Here is an 18,775-nt window from a genome sequence, read left to right on the forward strand (position 1 = left end):
GGGCTATCTTATAATTCTGATGTTTAATTTCGAGTTTGAATGATTATGTGTAGTATGAGGTGCAATTATGGAATTTAATATTGGTCCGCGTATGGTAAAAACCGGGCTTGCCGTGGCATTAACCTTGCTGGTAACAGATATTCTTAAATTAGATTTGGAGATTGTGGCAGCAATCGCAGCGGTCTTAGCGATGCAGCCATCAATTATGAGGTCCTATGCTTATATAAAAGAAGTAGTGATTTCGAATAGTGTTGGGATTGTTTTTGCCTTATTAGGTTATTTTCTATTAGGCAGTCATCCGCTATCTGTTGGGGCTGTCGTTATTATGTCCATTGCAATCAACGTGAAGCTTGGGCTAAATAAAACAGTTAGCTTAACCGTACTAACGATTATTACGATGATGTTAGGTGGAGAAGGTGGTATTAGCTATCTTTATATTATCGAACGATTATCATTAGTAGCAATCGGGGTATTGGCTGCGTTTATAATTAATGCATTAGTAATGCCTCCTGATCATAAAAAAATCTTATTTACTATTATTAAAAACGCATTTGAACGAACGAATTTTATGCTCCGAGTAATTACCAATAAAACGATGAGTGTTCCGCAAATGAAAGCTGAGGACCGCGAAGTCGAGAAGCTTATAAATCAAGCGAAGGATTACTATGAAATCATAGCGGATGAACGGAATCGCTTATTTATTCAAAAGCGGCTAAGTTTTTTTAGAAGTATTATCGTTTATAAACATATGATTATTGTACTAAGTAAAAAACAAACGTTGATTCGGCAATTAGAGAAGAACATGAACGCAGTTGAACAGATGCCAAGCAATAAGGCTTTCTTAATTAAGAAGCTTGTACAAGAAATTAACACGTATAGCGAGAATATTTTACTGTTGTATGAAGATAAAGTAGTTTTGGATAAGGATTTGCAAAAAGAAACAAAAGCAGCGATGCAGGTAACAATTAATCATTTGATTGAGGAATTACAGGGTGCCGAGTTTGCAAAGTGGGCGTATGTATTTCCAATTGCGAACAGTATAATCGAATTATTTTCGGAATTAAATAAGTTGGAGCGATTTATCAGGTTGAAAGAAGTAAAGGAATAGAATATTGATCGTTTTAATGTTTAAGGATACCTTGGCGATAAGGTATCCTTTTTTCTATTATAGTTTGTGCCCCAAAATCGATAAGTACCCGAAAAGGTAAGAGAGGCTAGCAATGATAAATAATGCGCCAATCATCATGGATAAGAATAACCAATCACGAATACTTATTTTCATTTCATGATAGTAGGTACGCTCGGTATCTCCGGTAAATCCTTTTGACTCCATGGCGATTGCGACTCTCTCAGCCTTGCGAATACCATTCGCTAGTAATGGAATGGCATAACGTTTGATTTGCTGTAATTTCCCACCGAATCCTGGTGTTCTTGAAACGCCACGGATTCGATGTGCTTGCTTAATGATTTGGAATTCTTGTTGAAACGTAGGCAAGAAACGATAACCTGCCAGAATGCCGTAAGTGATTTTTGGTGGGAGCTTACATTGCTGCATTAAACTCAACATGAATTTGGTTGAATCGGTTGTGAATATAAATAATAATGAGAGCGCCACAAAACAAAGTGAACGTAAGGCGAGACTAATGCCTGTTATTAGACTCCCTTCTGTCACATCGAACTTCCAAACGGAAAACAAGACCTCACCACTAGTAAATTCATTACTTGTATATAGCATGGTCATCCAGCCAAAACCAAGCGCGATGAATAGAAATGGTGTGAAAACCTTTAACCATTTTATAATTGGAATTCTCGCCCCGAAAAATGTAATGACTAGGACAAGCAGTAAATAAAGAAGTGGTGTAAAAATATCATAGTGTAGTCCCAATAATACACCAGGAATTAACACAGAAAATGCTTTGATGGATGGATTAATGGACGCTATCATGTGGCACACCTACTCTAAACTCATTTTGTAAATGATATGGTAGTCTTAGTTTGGCTTTTTTTATAATTTCAGATTGCTGCCACAAACAATCCGGTTCACCAGAAAAAATGATTTCCTGATTACCTATGACAAATAGTCTATCTGACAAATCAGCAAGATCCATATCATGTGTAATAATTACAATCGTGGTTCCTTTTTCTTTCAGATTCATTATTGTTTCTATAAGCTCATGTGTCGTGTGTGCATCTTGGCCGAAAGTTGGTTCATCAAATAATAATAGCTTGGGAATTTCATCTAACATGGTGGCAACACTTAAACGCCGTTTCTGGCCACCACTGAGTGAAAATGGATTACTATAGCGGTACTTTTGCAAATCAAATTGAGTTAGTAAGCTTTCTGCACGGTTACTTACTGTTTCCTCCGCATATCTAGTTAATTTCATGCCATACGTAATCTCATCCATAACCGTATCGGTAATGAATTGGTGCTCTGGATTTTGAAATACAAAGCCAATTTCTTTGCGTAATTCTTTTTCTTTCCACTTCATTAGTGGTTTATTCAAAAGGGTGATTACGCCGTTGTCAGGTGATATAATTCCCGCCATTAGCTGCAGGAGGGTTGATTTTCCCGCGCCATTTCTGCCGACAATCGAGACGAACTCCCCTTGATAGAGTTTTAGATTAATTTCATGTAGAATACGATGCTGGTTACGTTGAAATGTTAAGTTTTCAATCGTTAAAAGCGTTTTAGTTTCCTGTAGTGAACCTTTTTTGTAAAATGGTTGGTTATCTTGGATTGCCTTTGGTAGAAATATGCCGACATCTCGTAGTAGCTGATCCTGTTCGTTGAAAATTTTTTCAGGGGGTCCGTCGATGAGGATTCTCCCGTCTTTTCCAAGAATTAGTAAACGATCGATTAGTGGTAACCAATCATCGGCTTGGTGATCAATGATCAAGATAGCTAGATTTCTTTCTAGTTGGATACGCTGGATAAGTGAGATAAATTCTATGCTTGATTCAGGATCTAAATTTGCTGTTGGTTCATCTAATAGGATGAACTTAGGTGTTAGTAAGAGAACGGCAGCCAGTGCAATCTTTTGTTTCTCACCCCCGGATAGTTCATGTAAGTTAGTAGTTAGATGATTTTCCATCCCAACTAAACGAAGAACCTCTAATATGCGCTCAGGCATTTCTCGTGTAGGAACCTTCAAATTCTCTAACGTAAAGGCTAGTTCGTCCTCAACAGTTATCATGCAGAATTGACTTTCTGGATCCTGAAAGACTACACCGATATGCTGGGCTAATTCCCCCTTTGGGAAGTCTTTAAGATTTTGATTGTTAAAATATATGTCGCCTTTGGCTATTCCTTCAACTGCTTCTGGGTATAAACCATTTAAACAGAGTGCTAGACTGCTTTTTCCAGATCCACTCGCTCCCATTAGCAATGTTACTTCATTGGTGTGAAGGGTGAAACTGAGGTCACGGAGGATATAGGTATCCCCAGTGATTTCATATCCAAAGGAAAAGTTTCTCAGTTTAAGTAAGGTTTTATTTAGGTCAGGCTGCACGTTCTCCACGTCTTTGTTGCAGCTCCTTTCCTATTGCATATCCTCGTAGTACACCTGTTTTTGCAAGCTGATCGCCAAGCCATTTTCCTAGTAACCCAGCAAGTAGTGCACCACTTACAATACGAATTGCTAATGAGGTAATAATAATCCATGGTTCGAGTGCGAAGATTCCCGATATATAGATCCCCCATACGAAACTAAAGATTGCTGCTGACACACCGGAAAGCATTAAAACTGGTAATCGGTAATTACGCCATTTTGTTAATGCGAAAACAAATTCAGCACCAGCACCTTGAATCATGCCACTAATGATGAGTGAAGGGCCAGCTGAACTTCCAATCAATACTTCAACAATCGCCGCAATTACTTCTGCCATTAATGCAACACCTGGTTTGCGAATGATGTAAGCTGCTAAAATCGAGACAATAAACCAGATACCAAAGATGAATTCATATCCAAGTGGTCCTAATCCAAATGGGGTAAGGAATGTCGTGAGTGCCTGCCCAACGAAGAAGAATAATAGATAGATAACCCCAAATGCAACCCCTAGGATAGACATTAAGATAATTTCTTTTAGCTTCCAATGATTTGTCATGTGAATTCTCCTTTACTTTGTTGATGGACTGTTTGCTGAAATCATAAATGTCATTGTGACATGGGAAACCGTAGTTTGAACATTTTCGAATGCTTCTTGAAGGGCTTGGAAAATGTCATGTGCATCCCCATCAAGACGGGTAGCATAGTGACTATGACTAACTGTTACACCTCGTGACTTTGATAAATCAATTTGTTCATAAATCGTGTCCATATAATCTTCTCTTCCCATCGGATAGAGGGCGAATTTACAACCTGCTTGCTGGTGGATGCTGCTAGCAAGCTCTTCGTTTAAGGCGTCGTCTGTTTCATCCATGTAAACATCACCACTGGAATCGCCAGGACATCCAATCGAAAACGTCCCACTCATCGCGACATGCTTCCCTGTTTTTGCTGCATGTAAGAATATCGCTTTTGTGACGTCAAATACATGGACCATTTTCCCACGAATACAAGTACTGACGTCATCTGTATCCTTCCAAACCTTTGATGTATTTACCGTATTAAGTGTTGATAGAATGATGTCTACAAAATCATCACTCATTGGTAAAAGGGTAAACTGACAACCTACGATTCTACTAGTTCCACAAGCTGTGTTCATAAGAACTCCTCCTAAATTTTTTTGTAACAAAAAAAACTGCACCCCGATGGAATGCAGTTTACGGCTGTATGTAAGGAAATACGAATTGACTAATTAAATACACACAACGAACTACACTTCCCCACGCTAGTATTATCCAGATCGGGTAATAAGGGTCAGGCCAAGCCTTCTCAGCCGCGTCACGCAGCTCCCCTAGTGTTCACGAATATGCAATTATGTTACAGCACTACTATAAACAAATAATAAAAAAAAGTAAAGGGGGGTGCCTGTCACCACCCGAAATTTGTCGAATGAAATTACAATGAATAAATGCCTTCCAGTATGCCTCTGATAGTGGCTAGCTCAACTAAGGCTTGTGTAGCGTCCTGCTGATCAATAGCTGCTTTTAGTCTTTCCAAGCTCTGAAACATTCCCTCATATTCGCTCTCGTCTCCAAGCAATTGTAGCTTCCACACTTTCTCATGGTAAACATGATCTAATGCGTCCACTTCAGATTGCGCTGTTTTCCAATCCTCATAAGATAACGTGCTTTCTAATGAGTTGATTTTTTCGAAGAATTCTTTACCGCCAACTAAACCAGTGCACCCGGTTAAGAAAAGGAACGTGATTGTAACTAGAACCATTATTTTTTTATCCATAGGATTCCTCCATAGCTTGAATTATATTTCTAGATTATCCAATACTATAAAAAGCTTACATATTTTTACACCTTAAATGTAGTGGAGGGATAAGAATTGCCCGAATATGCAATAACAATCATTCGGTCTGTAATTGCTTTTATTTTATTATTAGTCATGGCTCGTATAATGGGGAAAAAGCAAATATCGCATCTCACATTTTTTGACTATTGTGTGGGGATTACGATTGGTTCAGTTGCTGCCAGTATGGCTGTTGATCAAAATATTAAGATTACCAATGGCTTGATGGCACTTCTAGTGTGGGGATTATTTCCGATAATTTTAGGGTATCTAGGATTAAAATCGAGAACAATTTTACAGCTGACAGATGGAAAGTCAGATATGGTGATTGAAAAAGGAAAAATATTGGAGAAAAACTTAAAGAAAAATCAGCTCGCAGTAAAAGAATTAATGCTGTTATTACGAGAGAAGGGTGTCTTTAATGTTGAGGATGTGGAGATGGCAATATTTGAAACAAATGGAGAACTAAGTATATTAAAAAAATCCGAGGAGCAGCCGGTTACTTCAAGAATTTTAGGGATTCCAATTGAACGCGATCATGGTCCGGCTATTGTAATTTCAGATGGACAAGTGATGAAAAATAGTTTGAAAAAGCTAGGCTACACCAAAGAGTGGCTATTAGCGGAAATCCAAGTGCAGGGTGCTGGTGATTTCCAAGATGTATTTTTAGCTCAAATTGATTCAAAAGGTAATGTGTATGCTGATTTATACCAAGATAATTTAAAGCGAGAAAAGGTTCAACAGCGCCCATTATTAGCTGCAAGCTTGAAAAAAATACAGGCAGACCTCGAAAGCTTTGCCTTACAAACCGAAAATCAAGAAGCAAAGCAAATGTACACCAAACAAGCACAAAACCTACAAAACATCCTAGATACCATATCACCATATTTAAGGTAGGGTGCCTGTCACCACCCGAATTTTGTCGAAAACAATCTGCCACTAGTTAAGTACTATTATTTTCCGACTTATTTTCGAGTGAAATATGGTATTATCACATATATTCCGGAATTGTTTGGACAAGAAATGAGCAGTAGCTAGAGAAGTAGGTATGAACGAAAAGAAACTATTTTTAGAAGGAACAGATGTGTTTTTGCATTTCGTTGCAACGATTTGATTATATAAATACAACTTCAATAAAGACACGAAAAACTTTGTCCTGTAAGCGGGACAAAGTTTTTTTCATTATTCGGTGTCATGCTGCCAGTAAGTATCTTGTCCACTATCAGGGCAAACTGGAAATTTATCGTCCTTGTTCATATTCGCCTTTGCACCGGATTGGCAGATATAGGAACCTGACTTAGGGACACCTTGTCCGGTACGATATTCTCGGTAATCCTTTTCCATTAAGACACCTCCATTTGCTAGTATTACCTGACCGTAAAACTTTAACCGAACTAAATGATTCGACAAAAATCGGGTGGTGCCAGGCACCCTATTGCATACTTTTGGGAGGTTTTATGGAAACTAGGGATATATTCTTTTGGAGGTGTAGTGGATTTTGGATCAGTATTTTAAGCATGAGCTTAAGCAGATTGCAACTAGTGATGCTTATGAACTTATCGTATATTTAGATGACCAAACAGAGGAATTTTCTAGTGAATTAGGAGATAACCCTAAGGGTAAGCGTGAATTTCTTACTTCGGTAAAGCATTTAGTAAAGGAAAACTACCCAAAAATACGGGTAACTACAGTAAAAGTCATAATCGGTGGTTTAGCAATCACATCGATTCCATTAATAGGGGATGTAACAGCTGTAGAGGCTGCGGAAGCAACTAGTTCGCCAACCTCACAAATGGTACAGTCTAATTCGATTTATTACCAAGTTAATTCAGGTGATACGCTTTGGGGCATCGCTAATAAATTTAATACTTCAGTTGATAATGTAAGACAAGCGAACTTTTTAACTTCTAATACGTTAACGATTAATCAAAAGCTTATAATCCCACAAGCCTTTCATACGATAGGAAAAGGGGATTATTTATCCGTTCTCGCTAGACAATATGGGATAACTGTGGATGCAATCAAAGCTGCTAATAATATGACGTCAGATGTCGTTTATGTTGGACAAATTCTAACCATTCCTAAACTAATTAGTGGTCAACCAACAGGTGATTCAACTGCCGAACAAGTACAGTCCACCTATACAGTAGCAACTGGTGACAGTCTATGGGCGATTGCAAATCGTTATCAGGTTACGGTAAGTGCACTTAAGACGATCAATAACTTAACATCTGACACATTACGTATCGGGCAAAAATTAACGATACCAGCAGGAAGCACTACACCTGATAATACAGTTACAACGATTCCCTCAACAGCTAATATTCAATATAAGGTTGTTGCTGGTGATAGTTTGTGGGCAATTGCAAAGCGATATGAAGTTAGTGTCGATGCGATTCGAAGCTCAAATAATTTAGATACGGATAATCTAAGCGTAGGACAGATACTGGTTATCCCAAAACAAGAATCTGGTGTTTTAGCACCAGTAGTAACCCCAGCAGAAGGAGGGACCGCTGCCACTAGTCATACGGTTTCTGCTGGTGATACCTTATACAGTATTGCAAATCGGTATCAGATAACAGTAGATCAATTAAAAGTAAGTAACCAGTTGACGAATAATACGATCTCAGTTGGTCAGGTGCTAAAAATTCCAAATGGGTCTGCAGCAGGGAATTCGGAATCGAATCAAAAGGTTGATACCTCACTGCAAACAGTCCAACGTAGTTTACAAACATTAGGATATTATGCTGTTCCAACGATGACTGGTAACTACGATGCTCCGACAACCACTGCAATTAAAAACTTTCAATCAGACTATGGACTTGGTGTAACCGGAAAAATAGATGCGGCCACAACAACGGCGATTGAGCACGCTGTCGTTAAACAAAGTCTTATAAAAGATACACGAAGTTATATTGGCGTCCCGTATCTATGGGGTGGAACAACACCCTCAGGCTTTGATTGCTCAGGGTTTGTGTATTATATGTTTAATAAGCATGGTGTCAATATGGCTAGAAATACTTCAGCAGGGCTCTATACACAAGGTAAAGCCATATCAACAGCAAACCTACAACCAGGTGATTTAGTATTTTATTCTCAAAATACGAATGGCTCCATTACACATGTTGGATTTTATATTGGTGATAATCAGTGGATTTCAGCCACTAGTTCCAAGGGAATTGCAATTTATACGATGGATAACAGTTACTGGGCAAAATACTATGTTGGAGCGAAGCGGATTTATTAGTAAGAATGATACGATATTGAAATGCACACAAGTTAGGGCTGTGTGCATTTTTTTGTATTTGTAATGAATATTTAGAAAATATATTGTATACTGATATTTGAAGTTCTGCTCGAGAGGAGGGACATAGTGTTTGTTTACGAAATTGAACAAAAGTTTAGCGATGAAAAAGTAGTGGACATTAAGCAAACTGTTTGGAATGAACTCGGGCAAAATAAGAAACTATACGCACTACCTCCAAATTCACGAGTAGCAATAACAGCAGGAAGTAGAGGAATAACGAATATTGTTACGATACTTCAGGAAGTAATAAATTTCCTTAAACAGAAACAACTGAGTCCTTTTATCGTCCCGTCCATGGGAAGTCATGGAGGTGCTACTGCAGCTGGGCAAGTTGAGGTGCTGAAACATCTTGGAATAACAGAAGAGGCATTACAAGTACCGATTCTTTCATCTATGGAAGTCGTGCAACTCGGTATTATACATGATCAGTTGCCTGTATATATGGATAAACATGCCTATGAAGCAGATGCCATACTTGTGATCAATCGTGTTAAGTCACACACTGCTTTTCGCGGGAAAATTGAAAGCGGTTTAAGTAAGATGGTCATGATTGGCTTGGGAAAACAAAAGGGTGCGAGCTTTGTCCATAGTCAAGGCGCTGAAAACATGGAATTCAATATTACTGAGGGTACGAAATATGCCGTAGAGCATTCACCTATTTGTATGGGACTTGCGATTGTTGAAAATAGTTACGACGAGACAGCAATTATAAAAGGAGTTTCGATTGAAAATTGGTTCGTTGAGGAAGCACTGTTATTAGAACAATCCAAGAAACGAATGCCCTCCCTTCCAGTGAAAGAAATAGATGTATTAATTGTAGAGGAGATGGGAAAAAGTTTCAGTGGAACAGGAATGGACCCAAACATTATTGGCCGGTGGCGTATTGATGGCGTTCCAGAGCCGAAAACACCTGCTATTAAACGAATTGCAGTGTTGGATTTAGTGGCAGCATCGCATGGAAATGCACAAGGTGTTGGCTTGGCTGATTTTACCACAGAAAAATTATTCAACAAGGTAGATAGGCAAGCGACCTATATGAATTGCATTACGAGTACTTTTTTAAGAAGAGCAATGTTTCCGTTTATTTATCCAACAGAACAGGACGCGATTGAACAAGCGTTTGTTAGTCTTGGGCCTGATTTTAATAGGGAAAAGGCGTGTCTTGTTCAAATTGCCAATACATTACATTTGAATCGCTTAATTGTTTCAGAAACTGCTTTAGAGAAAATAGATGAGTCCATTGACTATGAGGTGATTCAGCGATTTGAGTTTGATTACCATCAACAGGAATTAGCATATAAATTATCTACAAATACATAAAAGGAGAGAGGGAGCATGCGTTTAGCAACTATTTTTCATGATGGAAGAGAGCAAGCCGCATTAGTTCTGGAGGAAGGTTTATTACCGATAGAAAAAATAAATGCGTTGTTTGAACAAACTTGGCCGACAGAACTATTTGATATTATTACACGACAAAAATTAGATGAATTAAAGCATTTTGTTCAGGAAAAAGGCGATTATATGTTACAGGAAGCAGGAGCCGATCTATTAGCTCCAGAAGTGGTGGAATACCGTCCGCTTTATCGCCATCCAAGCAAAATCTGGGGAATTGGTTTAAACTATGTTGACCATGCCTCTGATTTAAATGAAGTTGCACCGAATACAGAACCAGCAAGCTTTATGAAACCTGATACGGCAATTATTGGGTATGGTGATACGATTGAAGTACCTCTTCAATCCCATCGAACCACTGCAGAAGCAGAGCTTGGTGTTATTATTGGGAAGGAATGTAAGAATGTGGAGATAGAAGATGTGCCCAATGTCATCGCAGGATTTACGACGATTATTGATATGACAGCAGAGGATATTTTGGAAAAAAATCCTCGCTATTTAACTCGCTCTAAAAGCTTTGATACTTTTTTTAGCTTTGGACCACAATTGGTAACGGTCGATGAAGTAGAGGATGTACAAAAGCTTAATGTATCGACCGTAATCAATGGAAGCATTCACCGGAAAAACGTCGTGGAGAATATGACATTTAAACCGTGGGAATTAGTTTCTTTCCATTCAAAGGTAATGACATTAAAACCAGGTGATATTATCTCTACCGGTACTCCAGGAGCGGTTCCAATCGCTGAAGGTGATTCAATAGAATGTCATATTGATGGCTTTGAAGGCTTAGTTAATTCCGTTAAGGATTTAAAGGTAACGAGTAGCGCAGAGGTTGAGAAGGTTAGTAAGTAAGGAAGGTAGAAAAGGTGCACACTGATTTCCGGAGATGGATTTCAGTGTGTATTTCTACTTTTATCTATCCATTAAGTGACCATACCATAAGGATTAATAATTTCAAAGAATGGCCGGGAATATAATGGTAGAATAGTAGTAACTATAGGCAAATATGGAGAGGAATGGGGGATTGTCGGTGGATAATAAAAATAATTTGTTTATCCCTGCGGGGCTATTTATTGGTCTAGGCATCGGTAAGGCGCTAGGGAATGTTGGGGCTGGACTTTTTATCGGTCTAGGAATGGGCTTTTTGATAAGCACTTTAGTTTATATGGGGATGTCTAAAAAGAAAGAGAGATAGTTTATATTTAGTAATTTAACATAAGGAAAAAGTAGAGGTATCGGATGGGTAAGAAGTTTAGAATTAATAATGTATCATTTGAATTAACAGAGAACCATGATTTTGATTGGATGAATCGTTTTGGAAATGTATTTTGTGTTTTCGATGAACAGGACTCTGGTAATATTAGCTTTGGCGTAGAAAAAAATGGTACCAAATATTTCGTAAAGTACGCAGGTGCGAAAACATTGAACGCTTCTGTTGAACCAGAGGCTGCGGTTGAAAATTTAAAACGGTCTATTCGGTTGTATGTGGGAATGAGACACCCGATTTTAGTAAATTTAGTAGATCATTTTGAGACAGATAAGGGATATGCATTAGTGTTTGATTGGTTTGAAGGGGAAGGATTACACCCGCATTGGAAATTTCCTCCGCCACTAAAATATCACCATCCAGATTCTCCGTTTTATCGCTTTCGCCAGTTACCAATAAAGAATCGTATAGAATCATTTAATCAGATTATTGAATTCCATGTATTGGTTGAAGAAAAGGATTTTATAGCGGTTGATTTTTATGATGGGAGTATCCTTTACGATTTTGTAAATAACCAATCTAGAATATGTGATATTGATTTGTATCAAAAGAAGCCATTTCAAAATACGATGGGCAGACTTTGGGGATCCTCGCGCTTTATGTCCCCAGAGGAGTTCCAATTAGGAGCAGAGATTGATGAGCGGACAAACGTCTTTCGAATGGGTGCCACTGCTTTTTGCCTTTTAGGGGGAGAATTGGATCGATCACTGGAAAAGTGGCAGGCATCGAAGGAATTATACGATGTGGCAATTAAGGCAGTACAAGAGGATAAAAGTAAACGATTTTCGACTGTAAAGGAGTTTTCTGAGCGTTGGAAGATGGCATTGGATTCAAGTGATTGAAAACACCAGATAATATAAAAGTATGGTACACAGTGTCATTTTTATAAGCTTTATTCAAGAGAAAAAAACTAGAGCTTAAGCCAGATGTAAATCGACTTAAGCTCTAGTTGCTATTTCACCTGATCATACGAATTTACTTCAAATAAATCAATCAACTCAATGTCCTTATGGTTATCCTTGAACCAATTCAACGCAAACTCATTACGGAAGAGAACTAGATAATTGTCATCCCGATCTCGAACGAGTAAATTACGATCGTCAAACATGGACTCTTTAACCTGTTCGGCTTTTAGCCAGCGTGGAATACGTTCTCCAACTGTTTCAAACATTACTTCAACATTATATTCATTTTCCATACGGTATTTAAATACTTCATATTGAAGTTCTCCAACAGCACCTAAAATGTAGGATTCCGTTCGTTTATCTTTAAATAGTTGAATCGCACCTTCTTGAACAAGCTGTTCGATTCCCTTTTTAAATTGTTTTGATTTCATAACGTTCTTCGCCATTACTTTTTTGAATACCTCTGGTGGGAATTTTGGCAGCTCATCAAATTCAAAGCTAGCTTTTCCTTCCAATAATGTATCCCCGATTTGGTAGGCGTTTGGATCATATATTCCAATTATATCGCCAGCATATGCTTCATCAATGGTATCTCGAGATGAGGCAACGATTTGTTGGGACTGTGATAATTTAAATACTTTTCCTGTACGAGAAAGTTTTACACTCATTCCACGTTCGAATTTTCCGGAGCAAATGCGGACAAAAGCAATTCTATCTCGGTGAGCAGGATTCATATTTGCTTGGATTTTAAAGATAAATCCAGAGAAATCCTGATTATCTGGTTCCACAATGCCCTCAGTTGACTTACGAGGCTGCGGTGCTGGCGCAAGGGAAATAAAGGTATCAAAGAAATCATGGACACCAAAAGGAGCCAATGCACTTCCGAAAAATACTGGTGTTTGTTCTCCTTTTAAAACTTCTTCAATTGAAAATTGATCTCCAGCTTCATCCAATAATTCCAGTTCATCACGAGCAGACTCAAACTCGACTTTTGATACCATATCGTGATAATCCGGATTATCCAATTCGCTATAAGGAATGTGTGTTTCATCTTCATTCCCGTTAAACTTAATAAATTTCTCGTTATGACGATCGAATATTCCGAGGAAACGTTTCCCCATTCCTACTGGCCAGTTCATTGGATATGTTTCGATTTCTAGCACTTCCTCAATTTCCTCAAGCAGTTCAAGTGGTTCTTTTCCTTCGCGGTCCAATTTATTGATGAACGTAAAAATAGGAATACCACGCATGCGACAAACTTTAAATAATTTTATCGTTTGTGCTTCAATCCCTTTTACAGCATCAATAATCATGACTACACTATCAACCGCAGTAAGTGTTCGATACGTGTCTTCACTGAAGTCCTCGTGTCCTGGTGTATCCAAAATGTTTACTTGAAAGTCTTTATATGGGAAATTCATCACGCTAGATGTAACGGAAATTCCGCGTTGCTTTTCAATTTCCATCCAATCAGATGTTGCGAATTTACCGGATTTCTTACCCTTTACGGTACCTGCAGAACGGATAAGATTTCCGTATAATAATAATTTTTCGGTCAATGTTGTTTTACCAGCATCCGGGTGAGAGATGATGGCAAACGTTTTTCGTTTTGCTACTTCTTCTTTTATAGTCATTTGTAAATCCCTTTCTATATGAAACCTTTAGAATGAATAAATTGTATAATGGGGATCTTACTTACATCGGCTAACGCCCCTTTATCATTTTTGGTAAATAAATATTATCCGACAAAATTCGGGTGGTGCCAGGCACCACTTAGCATCTTATTATACTATATTCTTGGGGGCTTTGTATAAGTGTGTGTATATTTATTGAGTATATAAGTAAATTGTTATATAGTTATATGGTGATGAATGGGAGGTGTGGGGATGATTAGAACGATGGAGGATATTAGTCAAGCTTCGTTGGTCTTGAAACTCCTTGGGGATAAGACCAGATTGGTGATGATGAAAATCCTAGATGAAAATGATTGCTGTGTCTGTGAGTTTGTCGAGATATTTAACATGAGTCAACCGGCAATAAGCCAGCATTTACGTAAATTAAGAGATGTTGGGCTAGTGAAGGAAGAGAGACGTGGTCAGTGGATTTTTTATTCTATTAATAAAGACAATCCAACCTATGATTTTATCCTACCAATTCTTACCCAATTACCTAGCCAAAATCATAGAATAGAAGAATTGAATAAAAACGGAAAACGCATTATGTGTTGTTAGTTGGAGGAGGAATATTTTTTGTCAACAGTGATGGTTATACTAGCGTCCATAATCTTCTTAGCTACGTTAATCCTCGTAATTTGGCAACCAAAAGGGTTATCGATTGGATGGTCAGCAGTTGGTGGAGCAATCATTGCTTTACTTGTTGGGGTAGTCTCATTAGATGATGTTGTTGAGGTTACAGGTATTGTTTGGAATGCTACATTTGCTTTTATAGCAATTATACTGATCTCCCTTATTCTAGATGAAATTGGTTTCTTTGAATGGGCTGCCCTACATATGGCAAGCGCCGCAAAAGGAAATGGAATAAAAATGTTCGTTTATGTTAGTATCTTGGGGGCAGTTGTTGCCGCATTTTTTGCGAATGATGGAGCTGCTTTAATTTTAACCCCAATTGTTCTTGCCATGGTTCGAAACTTAAATTTCCAAGAAAAAATGGTCTTTCCATTTATTATGGCGAGTGGTTTTATTGCAGATACAACCTCACTACCGCTTGTTGTCAGTAACCTAGTAAATATCGTATCTGCTGACTTTTTTAATATCGGTTTTGTGGATTATGCATTACGTATGATCATACCGAATCTATTTTCCATTGTTGCAACTATTGGAGTCTTGCTGTTTTATTTCCGGAAGAGTATTCCGAGAAAATATGAGCTCTCCCAATTGAAACTACCAAAGGATGCAATTCTTGATAAAAAAATGTTCCACATTTCTTGGTATGTATTGGGAATTCTTGTGATTGGCTATTTTGTGAGTGAGTTTATTAACGTTCCTGTGTCTATTGTTGCAGGGATTATTGCGATATTCTTTGTTATCATGGCAAGGCAGAGCAAAGCTGTTAATACAAGAGCAGTAATAAAAGGTGCACCGTGGAATATCGTATTTTTCTCGATTGGTATGTATGTAGTTGTGTTTGGGCTGCGAAATGCGGGGTTAACCGACTTGTTAGCTAGCTTCATTCAATATGCTGCTGAACAGGGATTATTTGTTGCAACTATTGTCATGGGATTTCTTGCGGCAATCCTGTCCTCGATTATGAATAATATGCCGACAGTTATGATTGATGCCATTGCCATTTCCGAGACGAATACGTCAGGTGTAGTAAAGGAAGCACTTGTATATGCTAATGTTATTGGATCAGATTTAGGGCCGAAGATTACGCCAATTGGTTCTTTAGCTACATTACTATGGCTTCATGTGTTATCACAAAAAGGTGTGAAAATCTCATGGGGTACTTATTTTAAAACTGGAATCATACTAACGATTCCAATCTTATTTGTAACATTACTTGGGTTATACCTATCATTAATACTGTTTTAGAAAAGGAGCATACACATGACTAAAAAGACAATTTATTTTTTATGTACAGGTAATTCATGCCGTAGTCAGATAGCAGAAGGTTGGGCAAAACATTATCTAGGAGACGAATGGGAAGTAAAGAGTGCTGGTATTGAAGCACACGGTTTAAATCCAAATGCAGTAAAAGCGATGAAAGAAGTAGGAATTGATATTTCTAATCAAACCTCAGATATTATTGATTCAAACGTGTTAATTAATGCTGAAATGGCAATCACACTATGTGGAGATGCAAAAGACAAATGTCCAGTAACACCTCCTCATGTGAAGCGGGAGCATTGGGGATTTGATGACCCAGCAAAAGCAGAGGGAACAGATGAAACGAAATGGCAAGTATTCCAGCGTGTTCGTGATGAGATTGGCGAGCGTATAAAACGATTTGCTGAAACTGGAGAATAGTTAAATACTAACGAAAAAACACCTATCAAATTGTATGTTAATTTGATAGGTGTTTTTTTAGTCACTCCTAACGCCATATAAAATAAATGATACTCCGAGGATAATCCAAATTAATTTACCGATGGATAGTTTGTCCGCTATGCCAATGACTCCTATTGTCGTGGTGATAATTAATATGATTGGTCCGATAAAGGCAAGTGTGGAATTAATGATTAATGCTTTTTCAATATCGTTAACTCTAACCATTAAATAGGCAGCGAATAGCTCAATACAGCCTGAGATAAGTCGGAATAATGCCATACCAAAAATTGCCTTTTCTAAGATTGAAAACATTTCTTATCTCCTCCGAAACCCATTTCCCACCTATTATATGCGTGACTTGTCCAATTAGGACGGAAAAATTAGTCCGTGTGGTTTGCCGTTTCGCATCTGTCTTGCTAACATACAATAAAATTAAAAATAGTTTGACAGATATTAGTCCCTTCGATACACTTAATTCAACAAAGTTGAATATAATGATACAAGATTGAATACACTTTAATGGAGCTTTACTTCGACCGGTTCTTATTAAATTTATTATGGATTGATCGTGCACAAGACTTTATGCTTCATGTCTCGGATTCAAGAATATATTTTCGTTCATGTTTTCTAGTAAAGAAAGTAACGTGAAGGAGGTAAGAAGATGGGAAACTGGCCAGGGTTTGTACAGTTGAAAGAAGTTGGACCACGTGACGGATTACAAAATGAGAAGGCTTTTATTTCGACCGATGACAAGGTTGCATGGATTGATATGCTCTCTAATTCTGGCGTGCAAGAAATCGAGTATTCATCCTTTGTAAATCCAAAATGGATACCAGCGCTTAAAGACGCAAAAGAAGTAGGCAAACGAATCACACGGAATCCAGCAGTGCGTTACTCGGCACTCGTTCCTAATATGAAGGGGTTAGAGAATGCACTGGAGGCAGGAATTGATGGTGCATCGGTTTTCATGTCTGCAAGTGAAACACATAATCTGAAGAATATTAATAAATCAATTTCTGGAACATATCCAGTATTAAAGGAAGTAATTGAAGCGGCAAAGCAAGAGGGCAAAAGGGTAACGGGATATGTTTCCACTGTATTTGATTGTCCTTATGAAGGTCGGATTGCACCAGATCAGGTCATGCGTGTTTTGAATCAATTAATTGCCTATGGCGTAGATGATATTTCACTTGGGGATACGATCGGATCCGCTGTACCATCTCAAGTTGAAATGCTGTTGGATGCTATTATTACCCGCTTCCCAAAAGAAAAAATCATCATGCATTTTCATGATACGAGAGGAATGGCGATTGCCAATATTATGACTTCACTAAATTATGGAATCACACGGTTTGATACGTCGATTGGTGGTTTAGGTGGTTGCCCTTATGCACCTGGAGCTGCTGGAAATGTAGCAACCAACGATGTTCTATATCTCTTACATGGCTTGGGAATAAAAACTGGTATCCAAGACAAGAAAATTCAAGATGCATCTATTTTTATTCAAAATAAGCTCGGAAAAAAACTACCAAGTAGATCATTAGCATATGTAGAAGGAACAGCATAGTAATTGTAAAGACAAACTGAGATTAGTGGGTAAAGTCATCGACAGATGGTATTACCCGCTATTTTTCTTATTAATAGCTTATTTATATATCAAGCTCATTAGTGTCTCTCCGTCATAGTATCGGTCAATTTTTAACCCATTTTCCGTATTTACAACTGACATCTGCCCCTTGATTTTCATCTCTTCTGTTTGGTTTCCATTTTCATCCGTAAATATCAAGGTGAAGGAGAGCTCAAAGTCTTGATCATCATTGCCTTTTTTGAATACGATATTTTCTACAGAAATTTTACTGTTTTGTTTGCTTGCAGCCTCTAGTGGTACTAAGAAGAATCTTTTGTTTGCTAGGTTTTCAAATTCCTTTTCTGTGAAATAAGTCGAAAATTTATCTTGGAAGACATTGAGTTGTCCAACGCTCAGTTCATTTAGGAGCAATACTTTCCTCATTAACATTGTATAGCTCATTAATAAATTTCTTTCCAAGCTGTATCTCGGATTCTTCTCTGTTTTCGCAAGCAGCGAGTAAAAATAGAATACCAACAGAACAACCAATTAAAATTAATAACTTTCGCAAAGAAACACCCTTTCATCGATGGACTGAATTGCTTGAGACTTCTGTATTATAATTACACTCGTTTTATTAGTTATAAAATGATGCGAATGAATAAAATCTATATCCAGCTAAAGAGAGGAACTTGATGTGATTTAAACATAACATGTCCACCTTCTTCAATAACTGGTGCTGGCTGGGCTACTCAGTAGACATTTAATACATTATACCAAAATATCCCAGATATTAATGCTGTTTTCGAAATATTATTTAAATAAACCAGAAAGTTAATGTCTGATGTTCAACTAAGAAGAGAATCTCTCATCTTGACGGTTTTCTACCGTCTCATCTATTATAAAAGATACAAATGACCTCAAC

The 18,775-nt window shown here is 37.8% G+C and carries 21 protein-coding genes and 1 riboswitch; of the genes, 11 read left to right on the forward strand and 10 right to left on the reverse strand.

Annotation, left to right across the window (positions count from 1 at the left end):
• Nucleotides 1-67: 67 nt before the first annotated feature.
• Nucleotides 68-1,108 (forward strand): FUSC family protein, encoded by a 1,041-nt coding sequence (locus JF53_RS11795; RefSeq protein WP_047982251.1) that lies wholly within the window; start codon nt 68-70, stop codon nt 1,106-1,108.
• A gap of 57 nt (nt 1,109-1,165) precedes the next feature.
• On the opposite strand, the gene JF53_RS11800 is transcribed toward JF53_RS11795, so the two are convergent.
• From JF53_RS11800 to JF53_RS11820, 5 genes are all read right to left on the reverse strand, one after another.
• On the reverse strand, nt 1,166-1,945 hold the full coding sequence (locus tag JF53_RS11800; protein ID WP_047982250.1) for an energy-coupling factor transporter transmembrane component T family protein: 780 nt from the start codon (nt 1,943-1,945) through the stop codon (nt 1,166-1,168).
• Entirely contained in the window at nt 1,929-3,521 is a 1,593-nt protein-coding gene (locus JF53_RS11805; RefSeq protein WP_236686945.1) for an ABC transporter ATP-binding protein, read from the reverse strand. The genes JF53_RS11800 and JF53_RS11805 overlap by 17 nt, the downstream gene beginning before the upstream one ends.
• Nucleotides 3,502-4,107, reverse strand: coding sequence for an ECF transporter S component (locus JF53_RS11810; RefSeq protein WP_047982249.1), 606 nt, complete (start codon nt 4,105-4,107; stop codon nt 3,502-3,504). The genes JF53_RS11805 and JF53_RS11810 overlap by 20 nt, the downstream gene beginning before the upstream one ends.
• 12 nt (nt 4,108-4,119) lie before the next feature.
• The gene (locus JF53_RS11815; RefSeq protein WP_047982248.1) at nt 4,120-4,707 is read right to left on the reverse strand and encodes a YkoF family thiamine/hydroxymethylpyrimidine-binding protein; all 588 of its coding nucleotides are present in this window, start codon (nt 4,705-4,707) and stop codon (nt 4,120-4,122) included.
• 101 nt (nt 4,708-4,808) lie between these two features.
• Nucleotides 4,809-4,911: riboswitch (TPP riboswitch) on the reverse strand.
• Between the two features lie 92 nt (nt 4,912-5,003).
• Nucleotides 5,004-5,345, reverse strand: coding sequence for a DUF4363 family protein (locus tag JF53_RS11820; RefSeq protein ID WP_047982247.1), 342 nt, complete (start codon nt 5,343-5,345; stop codon nt 5,004-5,006).
• A 96-nt stretch (nt 5,346-5,441) separates the two neighbouring features.
• Between JF53_RS11820 and JF53_RS11825 the strand changes: the two genes are divergently transcribed.
• Nucleotides 5,442-6,302 carry a DUF421 domain-containing protein gene (locus JF53_RS11825; protein WP_047982246.1) on the forward strand — a complete coding sequence of 287 codons (861 nt, stop codon included), beginning with the start codon at nt 5,442-5,444 and terminating at the stop codon, nt 6,300-6,302.
• A 285-nt stretch (nt 6,303-6,587) separates the two neighbouring features.
• On the opposite strand, the gene JF53_RS17715 is transcribed toward JF53_RS11825, so the two are convergent.
• Nucleotides 6,588-6,749 carry a hypothetical protein gene (locus JF53_RS17715; RefSeq protein WP_169750792.1) on the reverse strand — a complete coding sequence of 54 codons (162 nt, stop codon included), beginning with the start codon at nt 6,747-6,749 and terminating at the stop codon, nt 6,588-6,590.
• Between the two features lie 154 nt (nt 6,750-6,903).
• Between JF53_RS17715 and JF53_RS11830 the strand changes: the two genes are divergently transcribed.
• From JF53_RS11830 to JF53_RS11845, 5 genes are all read left to right on the forward strand, one after another.
• Nucleotides 6,904-8,652, forward strand: a complete 1,749-nt coding sequence (locus JF53_RS11830) for a C40 family peptidase (RefSeq protein ID WP_064965384.1) — start codon at nt 6,904-6,906, stop codon at nt 8,650-8,652.
• A 126-nt stretch (nt 8,653-8,778) separates the two neighbouring features.
• A complete protein-coding gene (locus JF53_RS11835; protein ID WP_053072003.1) occupies nt 8,779-10,032 on the forward strand; it encodes a nickel pincer cofactor-dependent isomerase, group 22 in 1,254 nt (417 codons plus the stop codon).
• A 15-nt stretch (nt 10,033-10,047) separates the two neighbouring features.
• On the forward strand, nt 10,048-10,956 hold the full coding sequence (locus JF53_RS11840) for a fumarylacetoacetate hydrolase family protein (protein WP_047982244.1): 909 nt from the start codon (nt 10,048-10,050) through the stop codon (nt 10,954-10,956).
• Nucleotides 10,957-11,134: 178 nt separating this feature from the next.
• Nucleotides 11,135-11,299 carry a hypothetical protein gene (locus JF53_RS17650; protein ID WP_162200787.1) on the forward strand — a complete coding sequence of 55 codons (165 nt, stop codon included), beginning with the start codon at nt 11,135-11,137 and terminating at the stop codon, nt 11,297-11,299.
• Between the two features lie 44 nt (nt 11,300-11,343).
• On the forward strand, nt 11,344-12,213 hold the full coding sequence (locus tag JF53_RS11845; RefSeq protein WP_047982243.1) for a protein kinase domain-containing protein: 870 nt from the start codon (nt 11,344-11,346) through the stop codon (nt 12,211-12,213).
• A gap of 110 nt (nt 12,214-12,323) precedes the next feature.
• On the opposite strand, the gene JF53_RS11850 is transcribed toward JF53_RS11845, so the two are convergent.
• Entirely contained in the window at nt 12,324-13,910 is a 1,587-nt protein-coding gene (locus JF53_RS11850) for a peptide chain release factor 3 (protein WP_047982242.1), read from the reverse strand.
• A 252-nt stretch (nt 13,911-14,162) separates the two neighbouring features.
• On the opposite strand from JF53_RS11850, the gene JF53_RS11855 reads away from it, so the two are divergent.
• Genes JF53_RS11855 through arsC form a run of 3 tightly spaced genes read left to right on the forward strand, consistent with a single transcriptional unit; the run spans nt 14,163 to nt 16,262 of the window.
• Nucleotides 14,163-14,507: an ArsR/SmtB family transcription factor gene (locus tag JF53_RS11855; protein WP_047982241.1), complete on the forward strand. Its 345-nt coding sequence runs from the start codon at nt 14,163-14,165 to the stop codon at nt 14,505-14,507.
• A gap of 30 nt (nt 14,508-14,537) precedes the next feature.
• Nucleotides 14,538-15,827 carry an arsenic transporter gene (locus JF53_RS11860; RefSeq protein WP_047982547.1) on the forward strand — a complete coding sequence of 430 codons (1,290 nt, stop codon included), beginning with the start codon at nt 14,538-14,540 and terminating at the stop codon, nt 15,825-15,827.
• A gap of 15 nt (nt 15,828-15,842) precedes the next feature.
• Nucleotides 15,843-16,262 (forward strand): arsenate reductase (thioredoxin), encoded by a 420-nt coding sequence (gene arsC / locus JF53_RS11865; protein WP_047982240.1) that lies wholly within the window; start codon nt 15,843-15,845, stop codon nt 16,260-16,262.
• A 57-nt stretch (nt 16,263-16,319) separates the two neighbouring features.
• On the opposite strand, the gene JF53_RS11870 is transcribed toward arsC, so the two are convergent.
• Entirely contained in the window at nt 16,320-16,595 is a 276-nt protein-coding gene (locus tag JF53_RS11870) for a DUF2619 domain-containing protein (protein WP_047982239.1), read from the reverse strand.
• Between the two features lie 349 nt (nt 16,596-16,944).
• Between JF53_RS11870 and JF53_RS11875 the strand changes: the two genes are divergently transcribed.
• Nucleotides 16,945-17,850, forward strand: a complete 906-nt coding sequence (locus JF53_RS11875; protein WP_047982238.1) for a hydroxymethylglutaryl-CoA lyase — start codon at nt 16,945-16,947, stop codon at nt 17,848-17,850.
• 78 nt (nt 17,851-17,928) lie between these two features.
• Here the strand turns inward: JF53_RS11875 and JF53_RS11880 are convergent, their stop codons facing one another.
• Nucleotides 17,929-18,282, reverse strand: a complete 354-nt coding sequence (locus JF53_RS11880; RefSeq protein WP_047982237.1) for a hypothetical protein — start codon at nt 18,280-18,282, stop codon at nt 17,929-17,931.
• Entirely contained in the window at nt 18,269-18,421 is a 153-nt protein-coding gene (locus tag JF53_RS17500; RefSeq protein ID WP_157052505.1) for a hypothetical protein, read from the reverse strand. Before JF53_RS17500 ends, JF53_RS11880 begins: the two co-directional genes overlap by 14 nt.
• Nucleotides 18,422-18,775: the final 354 nt, after the last annotated feature.

Origin of the sequence: Ornithinibacillus contaminans, from assembly GCF_001038425.2 — a bacterium.
In the GTDB taxonomy this organism is placed as follows: domain Bacteria; phylum Bacillota; class Bacilli; order Bacillales; family Amphibacillaceae; genus Ornithinibacillus; species Ornithinibacillus contaminans.